The following is a 22,198-nucleotide window of genomic DNA, read 5'->3' on the forward strand; positions in this document are numbered from 1 at the left end:
TCCTTCTCTTGACACTGAAGCTACGTTCATTTCGACGCGGTCGTCAACGGAGGCGGCCGGTGGCGACGCCGGGAGGTGCTGGTGGTCCAGCCGTCGGACGCGGGCTTCGGGGTGATGCTGCCGACCTTCGACCCCTTCCGCAGGGGACGGACGCCGGTGGTCGAGGGGGCCGTGCTCGCCGAGGAGCTGGGGTTCGACTCCGGCTGGGTCGGCGACCACCTGAGCTTCCACCCACCGCTTCTCGACGCGCTGACCGCGCTCACCGCCGCCGCGGTCCGCACCGAACGGCTCGTCCTCGGGACGGGCGTGCTGCTGCTGCCGATGCGCAACGCCGTGTGGACGGCCAAGCAGCTCGCCTCGATCGACTCCCTCGCCCCCGGCCGGCTGCTGTTCGGGGTCGGTGTCGGCGGGGAGAACCCGGCCGAGTGGGAGGCCGCCGGGGTGTCGACGGCCGGGCGCGGCGCCCGCCTCGACGAGGGTCTCGACATCGTGACCGCCCTGCTGCGCGGCGAGGCCGTCGACCATCCGGGACCGTTGCTGCCGACGCGCTCGCCCGCCCTCGAACCGGCGCCGGCGACGCCGCCCCCGCTGGTCGTCGGCGGCCGGTCGGAGGCCGCGCTGCGCCGGGCCGCCCGCCGCGGCGACGGCTGGCTCGGCGTGTGGATGTCGGCCAACCGCGTCGCCGCGGTCCGCGCCCAGCTCGACGGGTTCGCCGCCGAGTACGGCCGACCCTCGCCGACACCCCTGCTGATGGTGTTCGTGCACGTCACCGACGGCCGGAGCGGGCTGGAGACGGGCCGCGCCGAGGTCGCAGGCTTCGTGAAGGGGCAGTACGGGCTGCCGGTCGAGCGGCTGGAGCGCTGGGTGCTCGTCGGCGACACCGACCACGTCGCGAAGGGCCTCGACGAGCTCGTCGAGGCCGGTGTGCGGGGGTTCGTGCTGATGCCCGCGGCGTCGGATCCACTGGAGCAGTTCCGCAGGCTGGCCGGAGTGCGGGAGCGTATGACGAGCTCGCTGTGAGCGGGATCGGACCCGAGGACGGGAGTCGACGATGACGCCGGCCGCCTGCCAGGAGGAGAGCGCATGACGGACAGGATCGCGGTCGTCACGGGGGCCGCGTCGGGGATCGGCCGGGCCGTCGCGCTCGGACTGGCCCGCACCGGGGCGCGCGTCGTCGCCGCCGACCTCGACCTCGACGGCGCCACGGCGCTGTCGCGCGAGGCCGAGGGCATCACGCCGCTGGCCGTCGACGTCGCCGACCCCGACTCGGTCACCGCGCTCGCCGGTCAGGTCGCCGCCGACATCGGGACCGCGAACGTCCTGGTCAACTGCGCGGGCTGGGACCGGACCGGCAAGTTCCTCGACTCGACGCCCGACTTCGCGGACAAGATCGTCGCCATCAACTACCTCGGCCAGGTGCACATGTGCCGGGCGTTCCTGCCGGGCATGGTCGAGGCCGGGGACGGCGGGAAGGTCGTCAACGTCGCGAGCGACGCGGGCCGCGTCGGCAGCTCGGGGGAGACGATCTACGCGGGGGCCAAGGGCGGCGTCATCGCGATGAGCAAGTCCCTCGCGCGGGAGATGGCCCGCCACGGCATCAACGTCAACGTCGTGTGCCCCGGACCGACCGACACACCGCTGTTCGCCGCCCAGGACGAGCGGCTCAAGGAGGCGCTGGTCCGGGCGATCCCGTTCCGCCGGCTCGCGAAGCCGGAGGAGGTCGCCGACGCGGTGCTGTTCTTCGCCTCCGACGCCGCGTCCTACGTCACCGGCCAGGTGCTCAGCGTCAGCGGCGGGCTGACCATGGCCGGCTGAGCGCCGGGGCGGACGGGGACCACGCGCGGGGTGGCGGCCCCGTTCCGCCCGGTCGGCCGTCAGGAGACGGCGGACGCGATCTTGTCGAGGGTGGCGTTGAGGTCCTTCTCGCTGACGACGGGGAACATCGCGAGGAACTGCTCGTCGTGCACGCTCATCCACTCGTAGGTCTGGGTGACGCGGGTGCCCTCGTCGGTCTCGGCCAGGTCGTAGGTGAAGGTGTGGCCGCTCACGTTCATGTCGCCGATCTTCGACGCGAGATCACACGACGGGTCGATGGCCGGCGCCCAGCCGATCCGGCTGCCGGGCTGGTACGCGGTGACCGTGTTGACCATGCGGTAGTCGCCGAGGGCGTCCTGGTGCATGTTCATCGTGAAGACCTGACCGATGCCGCCGATGGGCGGCGCGTCGCCCTCCGGGCCGCGGACCATCCCGGCGTCGTCGAGGTCGACGTGCCGTTTCGGGTCCGACAGCAGCGCGAAGATCGTGTCCGCGGGCGCCTCGATGACCTTGCTCGCCTGCAGTTTTCTGCTGGTGTCCACCGGTGCTCCTCTACGACGTACGGGTACGGCCACAGGGCCGTTCGGGCGACACGGGCTACCCGCCTTCCGGAGTCCGGAAACGCGGTGCCGCCGCTGACGCCCGTGGGTCGCGCGAGCGTGTCGCACACCTTCCGTACCTGCCGCACCCCGTGCAGCCTGTGCGACGAGCACGCAAGGTGTGCGGCGGCCTGCACCGGACGCGCCTCGGCCTTGCGCCACCACCGAGGGACGTCTAGAACGGGTGATCGGCTCTTTAAGGCGGATGCCTCAGCGGGGAGGTCGGCGTGCACGTCGGTATCGGAGTGTTCTTCCAAGGGCTCGAACCGGGCCGCGACGACCACGCCGTCATGAGGGACCAGCTCGCGCTGGCCGACGCCGCGGAGCCGACGGGGTTCGACTCGGTGTGGACGGCCGAGCACCACTTCACGCGCTACCAGATGATGCCCAACCCGGCGCAGTTCCTGACGTGGATGGCGGGCCGCACGAGCCGGGTGCGGCTGGGGACGATGGTCATGGTGCTGCCCTGGCACGACCCGGTGCGGGTGGCGGAGGAGATCGCCTGGCTGGACTCGGTGTCGGAGGGCCGGGTCGTGCTGGGGCTCGGGCGGGGGCTGGGCTCGGTGGAGTTCGACGGGTTCCGGCTGGAGATGGGGGAGTCGCGGCGACGGTTCGTCGAGTACGCGACCGCCGTCTCCGGGGCGCTGGAGTCGGGGGCGATCCAGTTCGACGGTGAGCTGCTGCACCAGCCGCGGGCGGAGCTGCACCCGCCGGCGTTCACGTCGTTCCGCGGGCGGACGTACGCGTCGGCGGTGTCGCCGGAGTCGGCGAAGATCATGGCGACGCTCGGGTTCGGGCTGATGCTGATCGCGCAGAAGCCGTGGGAGACGACGTTGCGGGAGACCGCCGAGTACCGGGAGCTGTACCGGTCGATCCACAACGCGGAGCCGCCGGCGCCGGTGCTGGTCAACTTCACGACGACCGACGTCGATCCCGGCCGGGCCCGCGAGATGCACGAGCGGTTCGCGGTCGGCTACGCCCGTTCGACGATCGACCACTACGAGTTCACCAACGAGCGGCTCGAACACGTCGAGGGCTACGAGTACTACGCGGGTCTGCGTCGCAACATCGAGAAGCACGGGCTGGCGAGGTTCAACAGGTTCCTGGCCGACCTGCAGATCGGCGGCACGCCGGACGAGGTCGTCGAGCAGACGGTGGAGCGGGTGCGGGCGCTCGGGGCGGGCGGGGTCGTCAACGTCCTCGGGTTCGGCGGGATGACCGGCGAGGAGTCGCGGCGCTGCTTCGACACCTACGCTCAGCACGTGCTGCCGCGGCTGGCGGCCGTCGACACCCACCGTGACATCGGTGCACCTCTTCCTGAAGGGCAGGCCGCGTGAGCGACCAGAACGGGCCGGTTGCAGTCGTCACCGGCGGCGGCAGCGGGATCGGCCGGGCGACGGTGCTGCGGCTGCTCGACGCCGGTTTCCGCGTCGTCGTCGCGGACGTGAACGCCGAGACGGCGGCCGCGACGGTGGAACTGGCGGCGGCGCCGGACCGCGTGGCGGTGGCGGCCGTCGACGTCCGCGACGAGGACGCGGTGGCCGCGGCACTGGCGTTGGCCGTCGACCGGTTCGGCGGGCTGAGCGCCGTGGTGAACAACGCCGGCGTCGGCGGGGCGTTCGGGGCGATCACCGAGATCGAGAGCGCGGACTGGGACTACACGTTCGAGGTGCTGGTCCGTGGCGTGTTCTACGGGGTCAAGCACGCGGCCCGGATCATGCAGGCGCAGGGGAGCGGGGGCAGCATCGTCAACGTCGCGTCGGTGGCCGGGCTGTCGGGTGGGCTCGGGCCCGTGCCGTACTCGGCGGCGAAGGCGGCCGTCGTCAACTTCACGAAGGCGGTGTCGATCGAGCTGGCCGCCGACCGCATCCGGGTGAACGCCGTGCTGCCGGGAGCGATCTCGACGCCGCTGGTGCACCACGGCCGGCCCGAACGCGCCGAGGACAAGCTCGCCGCGACCCAGCCGTGGCCGGCGGCGGGCCGCCCGGAGCACATCGCGTCGGCGATCGCGTTCCTCGCTGGCGGCGAGTCGGAGTTCGTGACGGGGGAGGCCCTCGTCGTCGACGGCGGGCTCACCGCGGCGGGCCCGGGTCCGGCGTTCGCGGAGCGGTTGGGCAACGACCCGCGGCTGCGCGGCATGGCCGGGGTCAACCACGGGACGACGGGCGTCGCGTCGGTGGTGCGCACCCGGCCCGAGTGAGCCCTCAGCCCAGTCCGTGCTCGCGGCGGCGTCGCTCGGCGGAGCGCTGGTCGTCGCGCACCGCCGCCGCGTAGCCGACCGGGTAGCCGGCCTTCACCGCCCGGTGCTCGTTCGTCTCATAGATGTAGACGCTCGACCAGAACAGTCCCATCAGCGCGCCCATCCCGACCGCGCCCGCCCGCACCCACAGCGGGCCCGGGATGAAAATGATCAGCAGGACGGCGAACGGCACGATCTGCACGACGGTCCGCGCCGCGTGCCGCAGCATCCAGGTGCGGGTCGTGACGTCGTAGAGCACCCAGCCACGGTGGCGCCGCGGCAGCCCGGCACCGAAGGCGTAGAGCAGCCAGTGCCACGGGTCGGGCCGGTTGATCGGCTCGGCACCTTCGTCGAGCCAGCCGGTTTCTGTCCGGTCGGACATCGCGACCTCCTGCGACGACGTCGGTACCGGGTACCCGGCCGCCCGCCGACGACACCCCGCCGTGGCGGATCCCTCAGATCTCGTGGGCGGCGTCGTAGCCCAGGTCGCCGTCCGGGTCGACCTCGCGCCGCGGCATCGGTACCGCCCCGCCGGCGCGACGGCCCGGCCGGTTCGTCGGCAGGTTGAGGACGGCCTTCATCTCGTGGGCAAGGTCGTAGGCGTAGTCGCCCGAGTACTCCGAATCCCCCGACACCATCGACTCCTTCACGCTCACAACCCCAACAGGCTCTGACGCTCCGTAACCGTGGCCATTCGGTCGGTGCACAAAAATCATCGCTCTACCGGGGCGCGTGAGCAATACGCGTCCACCGCATGGACGCGCTCTGTACTCGAAGAGGTGATCATCACCCGTACGAGTTGCGCAGGTGCGGGCAATCCGCCAAGGACCTCGGCGACCCGCCGAGGACTTCGGCGATCCGTCAGGGACGCAGGCGGTCCAGCTCGGCGACGACCTTGTTCCAGGGCGCCGAGCGGGCGTAGAGCCAGCCCTGGGCGAGGTCGCAGCGCGCGGCGCGCAACTGGGCCGCCTGGGCCGTCGTCTCGACGCCCTCACCGGTCACGGTGAGCCCCAACGAGTGCGCGAGCGCGATGAGACTGGTGACGATCCGGCCGGCGCCCGCCGCGGGCCCGCGCAGACCCTCGACGAGGACGCCGGCCAGCTTGAGGGAGTGCAGCGGCAGCCGGGGTAGGTAGCCCAGGTTGGAGTAGCCGGTGCCGAAGTCGTCGACGGCGATGTGGATGCCCAGCCCGGCAAGGGCGGAGATGGCGTCGACGGGCCGGCCGGCGGGGCCCAGCAGCGCGCTCTCGGTCAGCTCCAGCTGCAGCAGGCGGGCGGGCAGGCCGGTCTCGGCGAGAACGTCGGCCACGTCGGACACCAGGGCCGGGTCGTGGGCCTGGCGGACGGCGAGGTTGACGCTGACGAACAGGTCGGCCCCCGGGTGGGCGGCGTTCCACTCGGCGGCGCGGGCACACGCCTCGCGCAGGACATGGCGGCCGAGCGGGACGATCGCGCCCGTCTCCTCGGCGACCTCGATGAACCGGTCGGGGCCGAGCCGGCCCAGCGTCGGATGGTTCCACCGCACGAGGGCCTCGACGCCGACGACGCCGCTGTCGGACAGCCGCACGATCGGCTGGTACTCGACCTCGAACTCCTCGCGCTCGATCCCGGCCGCCAGCGTCGCGGAGAGGGTGTAGCGGGTCATGTCGCCCGCGGCGCGTTCCGGGTCGTAGCGGGCCCACCGGTTGCGGCCGTCCGCCTTGGCCCAGTAGAGGGTCACGTCGGCGGACTTGAGGACGTCGGCGGGGGTGGTGCCGGCGACGGAGGCCTCGACGACGCCGATGCTGGCGCTGACGACGAGGCGGTGCTCGTCGACGTCGAAGGGTGGGGCGAGGGCGGCGAGGACGCTGTCGGCGAGGTCGGCGACCTCCCCCTCGGGCGGGTCCTCGACGAGGATGACGAACTCGTCGCCACCCATGCGCCCCACCATGTGTCCGCGCCCGGAGACGGACGAGTGCAGCCGGCCCGACAGCGCGAGGAGGAGCTTGTCGCCGACGTCGTGGCCGAGCCGGTCGTTGACGACCTTGAAGTTGTCGACGTCGAGATAGCAGACGCCGATGCGGCCGTTCGGCCGGGCGAACAGCTCGGCGAGCCGGTCGTTGACCATCGTGCGGTTGGGCAGGCCCGTCAGCGGGTCGTGCGTGGCCTGGTGGCGCAGCCGGTCCTGCATCTCCCGGCGCGTGCGGGCGTCCTCGGCCATGGCGACGGTGTAGAGCGGTGCCCCGTCGGGGCTGCGGATCAGCGACGCCGTCAGGTCGGTCAGCACCGAGGATCCGTCGCGGTGCCGGTAGCTCTTCTCGATGCGCACCGACTCGCGGTTGCCCGCGATGATGTCCGCGTAGAGCTCCCACATGCCCTGGACGTCGTCGGGGTGGACGAAGTCGGACACGTTGATGTGCAGGAACTCCTCGACGGTGTAGCCGAGCATCGACGCGAACGCCTCGTTGACGTCGACGATGCGGCCCGTCATGTCGGCGATGCCGATGCCGACGCCGGAGTTCTCGAAGATGGCGCGGAAGCGGGCCTCGCTCGACAGCAACGCGTCCTGGGTCTGTTTACGGGCGGTGACCTCGGCCTGGCGCACCGTCTCCTGCTCGCTGAGGATGCGGTCGCGCATGCGGCCGACGTAGCCGGACACCACGGCGGACATGACGGCGCGGGCCGCGGTGACGTTGCGGGTCACGCCCAGGCCCGCGGCGACGTCCGGCAGGTGCGTGCAGAGGGCGGAGACGGTCAGCGGGAGAGCCTCACCGTCGAGGAGGTCGTTGTCGACGAGTGAGGCGCCGACCGATCGGGCCGTGCGGGTGTCGACGGGCTCCGCGGCGGTGGCCGCGGCCAGGCGCAGCGCCGCCCAGCGCACGAACCTGCGGAGCTCCACACTGCTCATCGGGCGGTACACCGCGCGCGCGAGATCCGCCGTCCACGCCGACACCAGATCATCGACGTCCGGTGCCGGGGACGGCGGCCACGGCGTGGCCCGGTCCCCGCCGATCACCGGGGGAGCATACGGCGACACGGCGATCGGACCCGGCTGTGTCATTCCGTCGGGTGACAAGTTCGGCCTACTCTCGTCGCGCAGCGTGCCGGACCGCACGCAGTACGTGGAGAGTGGGGGAACATGAGCCGGCCGTCGTGGGCACCGAAGGACATCGATCTCGACCGGCCGAGCGGGGCCAGGGTCTACGACTACTTCCTCGGCGGTGCGCACAACTTCGCCGTCGACCGCGAGCTCGCCGGGATGATCGCGTCGATGACCCCGGACATCGGCGACACCATGCGCGCCAACCGGTCGTTCCTGCGCCGGGTGGTGCGCCGCATCCTCGACGACGGGATCACGCAGTTCCTCGACATCGGGTCGGGCATCCCGACGGTCGGCAACGTCCACGAGGTCGCGCAGAAGGCCGACCCGTCGTGTCGCGTCGTGTACGTCGACGTCGACCCGATCGCGGTGTCACACAGCCGGGCGATCCTCGACGGGAACCCAGGGACCGTCGTCGTCCAGGCCGACGCGCGCGACGTCGAGTCGATCGTCGCCGATCCCGACGTGCGGGAGCTGCTCGACTTCGACCGCCCCATCGCCGTGCTCGTCCTCGGCGTCCTGCACTTCGTCCCCGACGCCGACGACCCCGCCGGGATCGTCGCCCGGCTGCGCGAGTCGGTGCCCGCCGGCAGCATGCTCGCGCTGGTCAACGTGACCCACGAGGACCAGCCGCCGGAGGTCATCGAGGCGCAGAAGCTGTCGTCGCGCACCGGCACACCGATCTTCCTGCGGTCCCGGGCCGAGCTGCTGGCCCAGTTCGACGGCTGGGACCTCGTCGAACCGGGGCTGGTGCACCTGCCGTTGTGGCACCCCGACGTCCCGTTGGCCGACGGCGAGCGCCCCGAACGGTTCGGGGCGCTCGCCGGGCTGGCGGTCAAGAGGTGAGGAACCCGGCGACGGCATGCGGGACGTAGGGCTGCTCCAGGCGCTCGACCTCGTCGTCGGAGAGGGTGACGTCGACGGCCGCGATCGCGTCCTGCAGGTGCTGCAGCTTCGTGGCGCCGACGATCGGTGCCGAGACGGCGGGCTTGCCCAGCATCCAGGCCAGTCCGACCTGCGCCATCGGGATGCCGCGCGCCTGCGCGACCTCCTCGACGCGGGCGACGATCTCGGCGTCGGAGTCCTTGTAGAGGGTCTTGCCGAAGTTGTCGGTGCGGCTGCGCGCGCTCTCGCTGTCCCACGGCCGGGTCAGCCGCCCGCGCGCCAGCGGGCTCCACGGGATGACGCCGACGCCCTCCGCCTCGCACAGCGGCAGCATCTCGCGCTCCTCCTCGCGGTAGAGGAGGTTGTAGTGGTTCTGCATCGTCGAGAACCGGGTCCAGCCGTTGGCGTCGGAGAGGTAGAGGGCGCGGGCGAACTGCCACGCCCACATCGACGACGCCCCGATGTAGCGGGCCTTGCCCGCGCGGACGACGTCGTGCAGCGCCTCGAGCGTCTCCTCCAGCGGGACGTCCGGGTCGTAGCGGTGGATCTGGTAGAGGTCGACGTAGTCGGTGCCGAGCCGGCGCAAGCTGTGGTCGATCTCGGTCATGATCGCCTTGCGCGACAGGCCGCTGCCGTTGGGGCCGGGCCGCATGCGCCCGTTCACCTTGGTGGCCAGCACGATCTCGTCGCGGTCGGCCATGTCGGCCAGCGCGCGCCCGACGATCTCCTCGCTGGTGCCGTCGGAGTAGACGTTGGCGGTGTCGAAGAAGTTCACGCCCGCGTCCAGCGCAGCTTTGATCAGGGGGCGGGAGGCGTCCTCGTCGAGGGTCCACTCGTGGTTGCCGCGGCCGGGGATGCCGAAGCTCATGCAGCCCACGCAGACCGGCGAGACATCGAGTCCCGTCGATCCCAGTTTCACGTACCGCATCGGGTTCCTTCCCGTTCGGAGGTGATCACCCCGAGCCTGCACCCGCGCCGCCCGGCAGGCCACCCGGTCCGTGCCGGTTGTCCTGTGACCTCGGGCGCGGGTCGGCCTGCCGCGTCCTGCCGGACGGCTCGCCGCGATGCACACCCACGCGTCCCGCGGCATCGACCGCGGCCAGGTGCATCTCGGCGGCTGCTGGTCGTCGTCAGGAGACGGTCTTGAGGATCCGCTCGCTGCGACCCTCCGGCGGGGTGTCGATCAACCGGCGCGCGCGGGCCTGCAGCTCCGCGACCGACTCCAGGTCGTCGGAGATGTCGGACAGATCGGCCGACGCGTTGCGCGCGGTGTCCGCGGCCTCGCGGGCCGCGTCGAGCTGGTCGGTGAACTCCGACGCCCGGGTGTTGACGACGGTCGTCGCGGCCTTGCGCAGATCGCCCTGCAGCAGCCGCGTGGCGTCGCGGATCTGCTTGCTCATCGCGAGCTGGTACTCGTCGATCATCCCGCGCAGCGTGGACTTCGCGTCGCCACGGCGACGGTCGAGCTGGCGTTTGCGCTCACCCGACAGCGCCGCACCACCGAGACCGGCGGCGCCGACCACCGCGCACACCGCGATGACCCAGCCCGGCATGTTCAGGCCGAGGAACCGCGACAATACGATCGCCATCATGATGCCGCCGTAGGTGGGCATCAGGATGCCGAGCATGCGGGTGCCGGCGGGCGTGTTGCCGCCCCCGGACGACTGGCGCGCCTGAAGCTCCCCGACGAGCCGGTCGGGCGCGACGACGGGAACCGACTCGATGCTCGGCGGCGGGGCGTCGAGCTGCTCACCGAGCTGCGCCGCCACACGCCTGCTGCGCTCGAGCAGCAGCGAGTACACGTCGTCGGCCTCGACGGCGAGCCGGTGCCGCAACCACCCGTCGAAAGCCTCGCCGTTCTTCTTCGGGTCGTTGGCCTCGATCGACTCCTCGGCCTCGGCGATGACCTGCCGGGCCCGGGTGCGCAGCGCGAACTCGGCGTCGGAGCTCATCGCCGAGAACCCCTCGCCGAGCAGCTGCGGCCACTCCCGCGAGCGGGTCTGGAAGTCCTCGAAGTGGTTGCGGGCCCGGTCGAGCTCGGCGCGCAGCCGGGCGGCGCGGCCCGGGTCGGCCAGCGTGGTGCGCCGGGTCCGCAGGTCGATCTTCAGCGACTCGAGCGCGCGGATGCACTCCGACGCGGCGTCGCGGACCGTCGCCGGGCCGGGGTGGCGGGCCAGCGCCGTGCGGACGGTGGTGAGCTTGCGGATCAGGTCGTCGCGGTCGTTGGCCTCCGACCCCTGGATGCAGAGCTCGATGATCGCCCTGGCCTCCGCGACGGCCGCGTCCTTGCGAGGCTGCTGGGGGGTGGCGTCCATCCGTGCTCGTCCTCTCGCGCCGCCGGCGTGGGGCCGGTGGCCGTCATGGTGCGACTGCGACTGCGTCTCGCTGAACCGTTGTTCTCTGTTACTGCGACATCGTGCGCGGTCGCGCCCACCCGGGACGATCGAGAGGTCCCTACACCCTCGGGGCGTTTCCCGACGCCGAGGGTAGGGCACACCCCAGCCGCTGAACAGACGACGCGACGACCCGCCACAGCTACCCGGACACCGCGGCAGAAACGGTCACGAACAGCGGATTCGCGAGGCGCCGGTTGTTCCGTACGGTGTGGGGTCACGCGTGCCCGGCTCCCGAGCCGGGGGCCGCCGCAACGGCGCCGGGAGGCCCACTGTGACCACGACGTCCGAGCCGCTCGTCGTCGAGTTCCACGTCGCCGCGCCACCCGCGCACGCCTTCGAGGTGTGGACGACCCGCATCGCGACGTGGTGGCCGCAGTCGCACACGATCAGCGGCGACCCGGCGTCGATCACCATGGCGCCCGCGGTCGGCGGCCGCGTCGTCGAGACCACCCACGACGCCACCACCTACGACTGGGGCGAGGTCGCGACCTGGGCACCGCCCACGCGGCTCGGGCTGCGGCTGCGGCTGTTCATCGACCGCGACGAGACGTCCGAGGTCGACATCGGGTTCGCCGCCGACGACGCCGGCACCCGGATCCGGCTCGAACAGGCCGGCCTGGACCGGCTCGGCCCCGCCGGCACGCCGCGACGGGCCCGCGTCGGCGCCGCATGGGTGTCGATCACGACGCACTTCGTCGTCGCCTGCGAGGCCGGCTGGGCCGCCCAGACCTGAACCCGGCCGCTCAGCCGTCCAGCGCTCCCGACAGGAACTCCAGCACCAGCGCGCTGACCAGCTCCGGAGCCTCCAACGGCAGGGAGTGCGTGCCGGGCAGCACCGCGAACCGGCCCGCGGGCAGTATGGCGGCGACGGCGCGCCCGTGCGGGACGGTCGCCTCGTCGCGGTCGCCCTGCAGGATCAGCGTCGGCGCGGTGACCCCGGCGAAGCGGCGCAGGTCGACGTCCGGCTCCCGGGCGAACAGGTCGAGCAGCTTGCCGACGACGACCCGGAAGTGCCCCGGCCCGTCCGGCGACGCGTGGGAGCTGCGCAGGTGGTCCAACGGCCCGTCGCGCAACGCCTCGAGCGAGGCCAGGAACCCGGGCCGCGCGACCCCGTCGGGCGAGTAGTACTGCCCGATCAGGACCTGCCGCGCCACCAGCTCCGGCGCCCGCATCGACACCAACGCCGCCACCACCGCCCCGTCGCTCCACCCCACCAGGTGCGCCGGCCCGCCCACCGCCGCACGCAGGAACCCCACCGTGTCGTCGGCCATCGCGTCGTAGGTGATCGGCCCCTCGACGTCCGGTGTCCCGCCGTGGCCCCGCCGGTCGGGGGTGAGCACCGTGTACCCGCCCGCCGCCAGCAGCTCGGGCCACGGACCCCACGAGTCCGACGCGACGATCCCGCCGTGCAGCAGCACCAGCGCGGGGCCGTCGCCGGTGGCCTCGAAATAGGTCGGGAGGCCCTCGATGTCGAGGATCGGCACGCGTCGACGGTAGCGCCGGCCCGCGTCCACGGCGCGGCGGACAGCCGCCGATGCACATGGCTGCGGTTGATCTTGCTCGGCGCGACGCTCAGGTGCATCTCGGCGAGCCGTCCGACAGGGCGCGGCTCGTATCAGCTGAGAGCTCGCCGATAGGTATGGTGACGTATCGCGCCCGAACGATCGACGGTCAGGAGTCGCGTCATGAGCCGGCCGATGGCGATCACCCCGTGACGCAGCCGCTCCCCGAGGGCGTCTACGAGCAGTTGCGCACCGCCGGACTCGACGCAGTCCTCGCCGCCCTTCCTGATCTCGACCCGCACTTCCTCCCGGTCGAGGTTGCCGACCAGCCACAGGTGCTCGCACGGCACGTGGCCGCCGCATTCCAACGGGTTCTCGAATCCGAGCCTGATCCGAAGCGCCGCATTGAGCTGACCAACGATCTGCTCGCGCGCCTCCCCGCACCTGGAGACGATCTCGGTGAGGCGATTCAGTACCTCGCTGTTCTCAGCCGCAAGATCGCGCCGGGCGTGCACCGGCTGATCCGGCCGAAGACGTCGCTGTCGGCGGCGGCGCTGATGACCAACACGCCCGGCGAGCCGTCGCTGTCGGCCGAGCTGAAGTCCGAGCTGGTCTCGGCCGACGCCGTGAACCTGTTGTGCGCCTTCATTCGCTGGCCGGGCCTGCGGCTGCTGCGGGACGAGCTTGCCGTGCTGAACGAGCGTGGTGTGCCGTTGCGCGTCATCACGACGACGTACATGGGCGCGACGGAGCAGCGGGCCGTCGATGAGCTCGTGACCCGCTTCGGCGCCGAGGTAAAGATCAACTATGCGTCGGCGACCACCCGGCTGCACGCCAAGGCCTGGCTCTTCCGACGCGACACGGGCTTTGACACCGCGTTCGTCGGCAGCAGCAACCTGTCGAAGTCGGCCCTGGTTGAAGGCCTGGAGTGGAACGTGCGGCTGTCGTCGGTGGCGACGCCCGACCTGATCCGCAAGTTCACCAGCACCTTCGACACCTACTGGGCCGACCCGAACTTCGTCCCGTACGACCCCCACAATCCCGACGACGTCGCCCGGCTCTCCGACGCTCTTGGGCGGGCCCGGGTGCCGTCCGCCGACCAGCTGCTCACCGGGCTCGAGGTGCGGCCGCTGCCGCATCAGGCCCAGATCCTCGAAGCCCTCGACACCGAGCGGGAAGTCCACGGCCGCCACCGCAACCTCGTGGTCGCCGCGACCGGAACAGGCAAGACAGTCGTCGCAGCGCTCGACTATGCGCGGCTGCGCCAGACCCTCCCGCGCGCCCGGCTGTTGTTCGTCGCGCACCGCAAGGAGATCCTCGACCAGTCCCGGCGGACCTACCGCGCCGTCCTCGCTGACGGGTCGTTCGGCGAGCTCTACGTCGGCGGGCAGCGCCCCGAACGCTGGAACCACGTCTTCGCCAGCATCCAGGGGCTCGCGGCCTACGGCGTCGACAACGTCCCGGCTGACCACTTCGACGTCGTCGTGGTCGACGAGTTCCACCACGCCGAGGCAGCGAGCTACCGGCGCCTGCTCGACCACCTGACACCCCGCGAGCTGCTCGGCCTGACCGCGACGCCGGAGCGCGCCGACGGCACCGACGTCCGCGACCAGTTCGAGGGTCGCAGCGCCGCCGAGCTGCGGCTGTGGGACGCGCTCGCCGACGACCTGCTGGTCCCGTTCCACTACTTCGGCATCGCCGACGACGTCGACCTCACCGGTGTGCAGTGGAAGAAGGGTGGCTACGACACCGCGGCGCTCGACGCCGTCTACACCGGCAACGACGCCCGCGCGGCGAAGGTCGTCCGGGAGACGCGCGACAAGGTCACCGACGTGCTGGCCATGCGCGCCTTGGGCTTCTGCGTGTCGATCGCCCACGCGGAGTACATGGCGACGGTGTTCACCAAGGCTGGCATCCCTAGCCTCGCGGTGACCGGCGGCACGTCACCTGCCGACCGGGCCGCGGCGCTGCGCCAGCTCAGCGCGCGCGAGGTGAACTGCCTGTTCACCGTCGACCTGTTCAACGAGGGTCTCGACCTGCCGCAGGTCGACACGATCCTCATGCTGCGCCCAACGCAGAGCGCGACGATCTTCCTGCAGCAGCTGGGCCGTGGCCTGCGCCGCGCACCCGACAAGGCCGTCCTGACCGCGCTCGACTTCATCGGCCAGCAGCGCCGCGAGTTCCGGTTCGACGTCCGCTACCGGGCGTTGACGGGCTCCAGCCGTCGCGGCCTGGCCGACGACATCGAGCAGTCGTTCCCGTTCCTGCCGTCCGGATCAGCGCTGGTCCTCGACCGGGTCGCGCAGAAGATCGTGCTGGACAACGTCCGCCGGCAGCTGAAGTTCACGCGCAAGGACCTGATCGCCGACGTCCGTTCGCACGGCGATCTGCCGCTCGCCGGGTACCTGCGCGACGCTGACCGAGAGCTGGCCGACATCTACCGGGGCAAGGGCTCGTGGACTGCGCTACGGCGCGACGCAGGCCTGTCGACCCTCACCGGCGGCCCCGACGAGGAGGTGTTGCTGCGGCGGATGTCCAACCTCAGCCACGTCGACGATCCGGAGCGCGCGCTGGTCTATGCGCAGCTGGCCGCCCCCGCAGGCCCCAGCTACGGGGACCTGACCGAGCGGGAGCAGCGCCTGGCCCGCATGTTGTTCTTCCAGCTCTGGCCCAAGCGCAACGGGTTCACCAGCTACGAGCAGGGCCTCGCGCACCTGCGCCGGCACCCCGCGGTGTGCGCGGAGATCGGCGAGCTCGTCGCGCACACCCTTGACACGGCACGGCACCTGCCCAAGTCGCTGGGGGAGGGGCTCACGCACATCCCGCTGATGAGCCACGCGCACTACCGTCGAGAAGAGATCCTTGCCGCTCTCGACTGGGCCAGCATGGAGCGCAAGGCCTACGGCCATGCCACAGGGGTGGCCTGGGCTCCCGAGCAGTCCACGGACGTGTTGCTCGTGAACCTGCGCAAGACCGAGCGCGACTTCTCACCGACAACGATGTACCGGGACTTCGCGGTGAGCCCCGAGGTGTTCCACTGGGAGTCGCAGAACGCGACGTCGACCCAGTCCGAAACCGGGCAGCGCTACCTCAACCACCGCGAGCGTGGCACCCATGTCGTGCTGTTCACCCGCGACACCCCGTCGGACGATCTCGGCGACGGCGCACCGTTCCTCTGCCTGGGGCAGGTCGACATCGAGAGCCACCAGGGCGAGAAGCCGATCGCGATCACCTGGCGGTTGCGCCGGGCCATGCCGGCCGAGACGTTCCGAATCGCAGGCGTCGCCGCGTCCTGACGCACGGGCAACGGACACTCGGGCAGACTGCGGGCGTGCGGTCGCCGACGATCACCCCGCCGCCCCGTCCACTCGCGGTCGCCGCGGCCTGGCTGATCGTCGCCGCGGTGGCGGTGGTGGCCGTGCTGTCGGTGTCGCCGCCGTCGCCGAGGACCGATGTCCCGGCCGACGAGCCGTCAGCGGCTGCGGCGTTCGCGCACGTGGAGCGGATCGGGGCGCGCACGCACGTTGCCGGGTCCGCGGCCAACGACGAGGTGCGGACCTACATTCTCGACACCTTGCGCGGCTTCGGCGTCGAGACGCGGGTGCAGGACGCGGTGGGTGTCAATGGCAGGCAGGCCGCCCGGGTGCGCAACGTCGTCGCGACGATCCCGGGGACCGCGCGCGAGGCCGAGCGTGGCCGGGTGTTCCTGGTGGCCCACTACGACTCGGTGCAGGTCGGCCCCGGCGCGAACGACGACGGCGCGGGGGTGTCGACGTTGCTGGAGTCGGCCCGGGTGCTGCGGGCGACGCCGATGCGCAACGACGTGGTGTTGCTGTTCACCGACGCCGAGGAGGCGTGCCTGTGCGGGGCGGAGGCGTTCGTGGCCTCGGATCCCCTTGCGGCGCAGGGCGGTGTGGTGCTCAACGTCGAGGCGCGGGGCACCGGTGGGCCGGTGATCATGTTCGAGACGACGCGCGGGAACCGGAACCTGGTCGACGTGTACGCGGGTGCGGTGGGGCACCCGGTGGCGACGAGCTTCGCCGTCGAGGTCTACCGGATCCTGCCGAACGACACGGACTTCAGCCCATTCCGCGACGCCGGCCGGTTCACGGGGCTGAACTCGGCCTACATCGACGGGTCGGCGGCCTATCACTCGCCGGAGGACACCCCGGACCGGATGGACCGGGGCAGTCTGCAGGCGCACCTGGACTCGGCGGTGGCGCTGGCTCGGGCGTTCGGTGACGAGGACGTGCGGGTGTTGGCGGCGGCGCAGGACGCGACGTACTTCCCGGTGCTGGACGTGTTGGTGCACTACCCGGAGTCGGCGGTGTGGCCGTTGGCGGTCCTGGCGGCGGTCGCGGTGGTGGCGCTGGCGGTCGTCGCGCGGTGGCGGCGGGCGGCGAGCGTGCCGCGGATGCTGGGTGGGCTGGTCCTCGCGGTCGTGCCGCTGGTGGGGGCGCCGCTGCTGGCGCAGGGTGGCTGGCAGCTGCTGGTGGCGATCCGGCCCGAGTACGCGAGCGTGCGCGACGTGTGGGACCCGACCTGGTACCGGTGGGCGCTGGTGGTGCTCGTCGCGGCGGTGGTGCTGATCTGGTTCGCGTTGCTGCGCAAGGCGGTCGGCGCGGTGGCGCTGGTGGTGGGCGGGCTGGCGTGGCTCGCGGCGCTGGGCGTCGTGCTGGCGTCGTTCGCGCCGGGTGGCTCGTACCTGGCGGCGGTGCCGGCGTTGGCGGGCGCGGTGTGCACGCTGGTGGCGGTCGCGGTGGGGCGCACGGGGATCGGGATCGCCGCCGCGGTGGTGGCGGCGTTCGTCGGGGTGGTGGTCCTGGTGCCGACGGCGGTGCTGTTCTTCCCGGCGCTGGGGATGCCGGTGGCGGCGGTCCCGGCGTTCGTGCTGGTCCTGCTCACCCCGGTGCTGCTGCCGCTGATCGACCCGGTGTGGGGGAGGCGGGCGTGGTGGCCGGGGCCGGTGGCGCTGGTGGCGGCGGTCGTGCTCGGGGCGGTGGGGCTGTCGGCCGACCGCTTCACGCCGGCGGATCCCGTTCCGGCGCAGCTGATGTACTCCCTGGACGCCGACACCGGGCAGGCCCGCTGGGTCACCGAGCAGGAACATCCGGACCCGTGGACGGCCGGCTACGTCGACCGGCGGCAGCTGGTGCCGGAGCTGCTGGGCATGTCGGGGTTCTTCTGGGCAGGCCCGGCGCCGGTCGCTGCGCTGCCGCCGGCGCGGGTGGACGTGGTGTCCGACGTCGTGGCGGGGGCGGGGCGGACGGTGACGGTGCGGATCGTGGCGCAGCGCCCGGTCCGGTTGCTCGCCGTGCAGACGGGCAACGGCCCGGCCGTGGAGAGGGCCACGGCGGCGGGGGCGCCGATCGACGTCCGGGACGGTCGTCTCGACCTGATCTTCCATGCCCCGCCCGCCGAGGGGGTCGAGCTGGCGCTGGAGCTGGCAGGCCCGGGACCGGTGGACCTGAGTGTCCTCGACGGCAGCGACGGCCTGTCGGAGCTGCCGGGGTTCACCCCGCGCCCGCCGGACGTCGGCATCGCGGGCAGCCACACGAGCGAGCTGGTCGCCGTCACCCGCACCACCCGGATCTGAGAGCCGCTCGTGAGCGGCGATAGTCGCGATAGCGACTATCGCCGCTCACAGGGGTGGTCAGCGCCGGGACAGCTCCACGACCGGAATCTCCCGCGACGTCTGCGCCTCGTGGTCGGCGAAGAACGGGTACGTCTGTTTCAGCAGAGCCCACGTCCGGGTGCGGTCGTCGCCGGTCAGGGTCGTTGCGCTGGCGTCGTAGGTCTCGTCGCCGATCTCGACGGTGACGTCCGGGTCGGCCGCGAGGTTGGCGTACCAGTCGGGGTGCTGCGCCGCGCCCATGTTCGACGCGATGACCAGCAGCCGGTCGCCGTCGCGGTGGAACATCATCGGCGAGGTGTGGCTGCGGCCCGAGCGGCGGCCCGTCGTCGTCAGCAGGAGCAGCGCCTCGCGGTGCATCCCCTCGATCTCGCCCCCGGCCCGGAACTGCTCGACGACACGTCTGTTGATCGCGGCGACGTCCATCAGGCGTCGTCCTCGGTGTCGACGACCACGGGGACCGTGACCAGCAGCGAGTGCCCCTGGTGCGGCTCGAGGTCGATCGTGAAGCCCAGCAGGTCGTCGACGACGCCGACCTCGCGGTCGGTGAACATGTCGGTGACGACCGAGCCGGGGACGAGCTGCGTGGACCGCACGGTGGCCGACACGTGCTCGTTGGCGAAGTTGAGCACGCTGACGTGCAGGCCGTGCTCCGGGGCGAGCCGGTGCACCATCACCAGCGTCCCGCGGTGTGAGACGTCGGGGACGTCGATCTGCTCGCTCGTCGCGATGCCGTGGCGGCTGCGGACGGCGAGGATGGCCTGCAGCTGGCGCGCGAAGCTGGTCTCGTCGGCCAGCTGGTCGGGCAGCGTGCCGTAGAGCGAGCGGCCGCGCGGCATGCCCGCGGTGCTGCGCGTGGCGGCCGGGTCGGCGCCCATGAGGTCGTGCGCGCCGCGGTTGATCCAGCGGGTGTCGCCGTGGTCGAGCAGCGTCGACACCTGCGACGGCGGCAGCGTGAGGATCCCGCACAGGTCCCAGCCCGAGAGCGCGAACACGCCGGGCTGCAGCGCGTTGAACATCGCGAGGAGCAGGTGCGCGCGCATGATCCGGGCCCGGACCGCGTCGTCGACGTCGTGGGAGAGGTCGTCGAGCGCCGGCACCCCGAGGATCGCCGCGATCGCCGACGTCGTCGTGCAGGCGATGCCGTTGGTCGTGAAGATCAGGTTGTAGGGGTGCTCGGGCCCGGTGAGGGCGGCGACGAGGTCGGCGCGGACGGCCTCGGCGATGTCCTCGCCCCGGGTGGGTGTCCCACGGAACGGGTACAGGTCGTCGCGGTGCCCGGTCGACCAGTGCAGCAGCTCGTAGGTGAGCTCGTCGTGGTTCTGCATGGCGTGCACGAGCCCGGCCGGGTCGACGCCCAGCGCCAGCGACGTGCGCAGCGTCAGCCGCAGGAACTCGCTGTCGCCGGTGGCCAGCGCGTGGTGGTAGGCGGGCCGGTTGACGAAGTCGTAGGACAGGTCGGCCCCGGCCTCCGAGGTCTGCTTGATGTCGTCGATCGTGAGGTTGAGCTCCTGGAACGTGAAGCCGCCCAGCTTGCGCACCATGCTGCCGATCAGGTGGTTCGCCGCCTGCGACAGCGGATGCCCCTCCGACCAGGCGGGAGAGCCCTCGGTCGACTTCTCGACGCCGAGGAACCCGTTGGCGTCCAGGCGCAGCGCACCGGAACCGAGGTCGGCCAGCGAGTGCAGCGCGTCGCCGATGACGAGCCGCATGCCGGCGAACGAGGGGTCGAGCCAGTTGATCGACGGCTGTCCGTCCTTGAAGTAGTGCAGGTAGACCCAGCGCCGCTCGATGCCGTCGACGCCGACGACGGGTGCGGTGACGCTCCAGTTGGTCTCCTTGACGCCCTCGGCGAAGAAGATGACGCGCTGCAGCCGGCCGATGATGTAGCCGGCCTTCTCCAGCTGCTCCTCGGTGGCGACGTCGAGGTTCGCCGAGTCGCGGCCCGGTGCCACGTCGGGCAGCAGGTTCCAGTCCTCGGGCTCGATCTCCACCATGTGGTAGATGCCCGGGTAGTCGCCGTACTTCATCTCGGCGAGCCGGAAGTCCGCGCCCTTGCCCGTGTGGCCGGGGACGATGTCGTCGATGATCGTGCCGCCGTGCCAGGTGGCCATGCCGCACATGGCCCGGAACTCGGCCTCGGTGCCGAAGGCGGGGTCGATCTCCGTGGCCATCCGGTCGAAGTGGCCGTCGACGCTCGGGGTGGTGTGCCAGCCGCGGAGACCGCCCGCGCGCTTCACCGGCCCGGTGTGGACGCCCTCGATCCCGATGTCGGAGAACGCTTTCCACAGGTCCTCGTCGGCCAGCGCGGCGAGGAACGACTCGTCGGGCCGCGTGATCAGCGACAGCGGGTAGGCGGTGAACCACACCGACGCCGTCTCGACGGCCTGCCGCGGGCCGGGGTTGGCGAACGGGTTCTGCCACATCGTCCCCGAGCCGGAGAACTGGCGGGAGATCTCGTTGGCGTCGGCCAGCATCGACTGCGACAGCAGCCACGACACGTAGGCGGGGTTGGTGCCGGTGGGCTCGCCGTCCTGGGTGACGGAGCGGCGGGGGACCGGGGACTTGACGCGGGCCCGGTGGCGCAGGCTGCGCGGGCGGGCCGGATGGTAGTGCTCGGCGTAGGTGATCTCGCTGCGCTCGTGCTCGTGGGACTGCTCGTCTGACATCAGGGGGACTCCGAAGATCGCCGCGCCCGGCGGGCCGCCGCACCGGGCCCGTCGCCGGGTGAAAGGTACCGGTGCCGCCTGGGATCCGCGGGGTGGGCGGGCCCGCGTTTCGCCGTCGACGAGCGGTCGTGTGACGCGCGCCGCGGGGCGCTGCGACGACCGTCAGGCGACGGGTTCGACGCCGCTGCGGACCAGCTGGCGGTCACGCCCGGCGAGCCAGCCGGCGACGCCCTGCGGGATGTAGAGGACGAGCACCACGATCATGGGCACGGTCCAGCCGTCCGTGAGGTCGTGCAGGGCGCCGACGGCGAACGGACCCACCGCGGCGACCGCGTACCCGACGCACTGCGCCATGCCCGACAGCTGCGCGGCGTGCGCGGCGTCGGGACTGCGCAGCCCCATGTAGATCAGCGCCAGGCCGAGCGCCGCGCCGAAGCTGACGCCCGCGAGGACGCACGCGACGATCTCCAGCCCGGGGACCAGCACCAGCCCGATGCCAACGGCCCCGAGCAGCGTGATGGCCAGCGACAACCGGCGCTGGTCGCGGGAGCGCGCCCCGAGCAGCGGCGCCCCGATGCCGCCGAGCAGGCCCGTGACGCTGACGACCGACACCAGCGCCCCCGCGGCGGTCGGTGACCAGCCACGGTCGATGAAGATCGACGCGAACCAGGCCGACGCCGAGTAGAAGCCCAGCGACTGCAGACCCATGTAGGCGGTGACCTGCCAGGCGAGCGCCTGCCGTGCGACGCCGCGGACCTTGGTTCCGGGGACCGCGGGCCGGGCGACCCGGCGCAGCTGCGGCAGCCAGCAGAGGACACCGAGGACGGCCCACGCCGCCCAGGCGCCGAGGGCGAGGCGCCACCCCAGGCCGGCCGCGTCGGCGAGCGGCACCGTGACGGCGGCGCCCAGGGCCCCGGAGAACGAGATCGCCGACGAGTACACGGCCGTCATCAGGCCGGTGCGGTGCGCGTAGTCGCGCTTGATCAGCGCCGGCAGCAGGACGTTTCCCGAGGCGACGGCCGTTCCGATCATCACGGTGCCCAGGTAGAGGCCCGACACCGTCGGCACCATCCGGACCAGGCAGCCCGCGGTGAGCAGGACCAGGACGGCGAGCAGCGCGCGTTCGATACCGACCCGCCTGGCCATCCGCGGTGCGACGGGCGCGAGCAGACCGAAACACAACACGGGCAGCGCCGTGAGGATGCCGCCTGCGGTCGCCGACAGCGACTCGTCGACGCGGATCTCGGTGAGCAGCGGACCGACGCCGACGACGGAGGCGCGCAGGTTGAGCGCCACGACGACGATCGCCGCGGCGGTCCAGAACATGGCGCGGGGTGCGGGTCGCCGGCCCCCGGCCGCGGTGACGCCAGCGCCGGGGTCCAC

18 protein-coding genes are annotated in these 22,198 nt (G+C 72.1%); 8 read left to right on the forward strand and 10 right to left on the reverse strand.

The window, feature by feature from the left end; genetic code table 11:
* The first annotated feature begins 81 nt into the window (after nucleotides 1-81).
* Together PSU4_RS14210 and PSU4_RS14215 are read left to right on the forward strand one after the other, a co-directional pair.
* Nucleotides 82-1,020, forward strand: a complete 939-nt coding sequence (locus PSU4_RS14210; RefSeq protein ID WP_147107836.1) for an LLM class flavin-dependent oxidoreductase — start codon at nucleotides 82-84, stop codon at nucleotides 1,018-1,020.
* 63 nt (nucleotides 1,021-1,083) lie between these two features.
* Nucleotides 1,084-1,815 carry an SDR family NAD(P)-dependent oxidoreductase gene (locus PSU4_RS14215; RefSeq protein ID WP_147107839.1) on the forward strand — a complete coding sequence of 244 codons (732 nt, stop codon included), beginning with the start codon at nucleotides 1,084-1,086 and terminating at the stop codon, nucleotides 1,813-1,815.
* Nucleotides 1,816-1,874: 59 nt separating this feature from the next.
* On the opposite strand, the gene PSU4_RS31265 is transcribed toward PSU4_RS14215, so the two are convergent.
* Nucleotides 1,875-2,357 carry an SRPBCC family protein gene (locus tag PSU4_RS31265; RefSeq protein WP_186816940.1) on the reverse strand — a complete coding sequence of 161 codons (483 nt, stop codon included), beginning with the start codon at nucleotides 2,355-2,357 and terminating at the stop codon, nucleotides 1,875-1,877.
* Between the two features lie 284 nt (nucleotides 2,358-2,641).
* On the opposite strand from PSU4_RS31265, the gene PSU4_RS14225 reads away from it, so the two are divergent.
* Together PSU4_RS14225 and PSU4_RS14230 are read left to right on the forward strand one after the other, a co-directional pair.
* Entirely contained in the window at nucleotides 2,642-3,751 is a 1,110-nt protein-coding gene (locus PSU4_RS14225; RefSeq protein WP_147107844.1) for an LLM class flavin-dependent oxidoreductase, read from the forward strand.
* Nucleotides 3,748-4,614, forward strand: a complete 867-nt coding sequence (locus PSU4_RS14230; RefSeq protein ID WP_147107846.1) for an SDR family NAD(P)-dependent oxidoreductase — start codon at nucleotides 3,748-3,750, stop codon at nucleotides 4,612-4,614. The genes PSU4_RS14225 and PSU4_RS14230 overlap by 4 nt, the downstream gene beginning before the upstream one ends.
* 4 nt (nucleotides 4,615-4,618) lie before the next feature.
* On the opposite strand, the gene PSU4_RS14235 is transcribed toward PSU4_RS14230, so the two are convergent.
* The 3 genes from PSU4_RS14235 to PSU4_RS14245 form a co-directional block, all read right to left on the reverse strand.
* Entirely contained in the window at nucleotides 4,619-5,035 is a 417-nt protein-coding gene (locus tag PSU4_RS14235) for a DUF5313 family protein (protein ID WP_147107849.1), read from the reverse strand.
* 73 nt (nucleotides 5,036-5,108) lie between these two features.
* On the reverse strand, nucleotides 5,109-5,303 hold the full coding sequence (locus PSU4_RS14240) for a hypothetical protein (RefSeq protein ID WP_147107851.1): 195 nt from the start codon (nucleotides 5,301-5,303) through the stop codon (nucleotides 5,109-5,111).
* A 211-nt stretch (nucleotides 5,304-5,514) separates the two neighbouring features.
* The gene (locus PSU4_RS14245) at nucleotides 5,515-7,647 is read right to left on the reverse strand and encodes a putative bifunctional diguanylate cyclase/phosphodiesterase (protein WP_246115113.1); all 2,133 of its coding nucleotides are present in this window, start codon (nucleotides 7,645-7,647) and stop codon (nucleotides 5,515-5,517) included.
* Between the two features lie 123 nt (nucleotides 7,648-7,770).
* On the opposite strand from PSU4_RS14245, the gene PSU4_RS14250 reads away from it, so the two are divergent.
* The gene (locus PSU4_RS14250) at nucleotides 7,771-8,577 is read left to right on the forward strand and encodes an SAM-dependent methyltransferase (protein WP_147107857.1); all 807 of its coding nucleotides are present in this window, start codon (nucleotides 7,771-7,773) and stop codon (nucleotides 8,575-8,577) included.
* On the opposite strand, the gene PSU4_RS14255 is transcribed toward PSU4_RS14250, so the two are convergent.
* Nucleotides 8,567-9,544 carry an aldo/keto reductase gene (locus PSU4_RS14255; RefSeq protein ID WP_147107860.1) on the reverse strand — a complete coding sequence of 326 codons (978 nt, stop codon included), beginning with the start codon at nucleotides 9,542-9,544 and terminating at the stop codon, nucleotides 8,567-8,569. The two genes, PSU4_RS14250 and PSU4_RS14255, sit on opposite strands and share 11 nt — an antisense overlap.
* 202 nt (nucleotides 9,545-9,746) lie before the next feature.
* Nucleotides 9,747-10,931: a hypothetical protein gene (locus tag PSU4_RS14260; RefSeq protein ID WP_147107862.1), complete on the reverse strand. Its 1,185-nt coding sequence runs from the start codon at nucleotides 10,929-10,931 to the stop codon at nucleotides 9,747-9,749.
* Between the two features lie 352 nt (nucleotides 10,932-11,283).
* Here PSU4_RS14260 and PSU4_RS14265 point away from each other — a divergent pair, with 352 nt between their 5' ends.
* Nucleotides 11,284-11,745, forward strand: coding sequence for an SRPBCC domain-containing protein (locus PSU4_RS14265; protein WP_186816941.1), 462 nt, complete (start codon nucleotides 11,284-11,286; stop codon nucleotides 11,743-11,745).
* A gap of 10 nt (nucleotides 11,746-11,755) precedes the next feature.
* On the opposite strand, the gene PSU4_RS14270 is transcribed toward PSU4_RS14265, so the two are convergent.
* Nucleotides 11,756-12,496 (reverse strand): alpha/beta fold hydrolase, encoded by a 741-nt coding sequence (locus PSU4_RS14270; RefSeq protein WP_186816942.1) that lies wholly within the window; start codon nucleotides 12,494-12,496, stop codon nucleotides 11,756-11,758.
* Nucleotides 12,497-12,723: 227 nt separating this feature from the next.
* On the opposite strand from PSU4_RS14270, the gene PSU4_RS14275 reads away from it, so the two are divergent.
* Nucleotides 12,724-15,810: a DEAD/DEAH box helicase gene (locus tag PSU4_RS14275; protein WP_147107869.1), complete on the forward strand. Its 3,087-nt coding sequence runs from the start codon at nucleotides 12,724-12,726 to the stop codon at nucleotides 15,808-15,810.
* Nucleotides 15,811-15,845: 35 nt separating this feature from the next.
* A complete protein-coding gene (locus PSU4_RS14280) occupies nucleotides 15,846-18,110 on the forward strand; it encodes a M28 family peptidase (RefSeq protein WP_246115116.1) in 2,265 nt (754 codons plus the stop codon).
* Nucleotides 18,111-18,167: 57 nt separating this feature from the next.
* Here the strand turns inward: PSU4_RS14280 and PSU4_RS14285 are convergent, their stop codons facing one another.
* The 3 genes from PSU4_RS14285 to PSU4_RS14295 all read right to left on the reverse strand — a co-directional run bounded on the left by PSU4_RS14285 (nucleotide 18,168) and on the right by PSU4_RS14295 (nucleotide 22,198).
* Nucleotides 18,168-18,572, reverse strand: a complete 405-nt coding sequence (locus tag PSU4_RS14285; protein WP_147107873.1) for a nitroreductase family deazaflavin-dependent oxidoreductase — start codon at nucleotides 18,570-18,572, stop codon at nucleotides 18,168-18,170.
* Nucleotides 18,572-20,815: a maltose alpha-D-glucosyltransferase gene (treS, locus tag PSU4_RS14290; RefSeq protein WP_147107875.1), complete on the reverse strand. Its 2,244-nt coding sequence runs from the start codon at nucleotides 20,813-20,815 to the stop codon at nucleotides 18,572-18,574. Before treS ends, PSU4_RS14285 begins: the two co-directional genes overlap by 1 nt.
* Before the next feature lie 162 nt (nucleotides 20,816-20,977).
* Nucleotides 20,978-22,198, reverse strand: coding sequence for a CynX/NimT family MFS transporter (locus PSU4_RS14295; RefSeq protein ID WP_246115117.1), 1,221 nt, complete (start codon nucleotides 22,196-22,198; stop codon nucleotides 20,978-20,980).

The organism is Pseudonocardia sulfidoxydans NBRC 16205 (genome assembly GCF_007989085.1).
GTDB lineage: Bacteria > Actinomycetota > Actinomycetes > Mycobacteriales > Pseudonocardiaceae > Pseudonocardia > Pseudonocardia sulfidoxydans.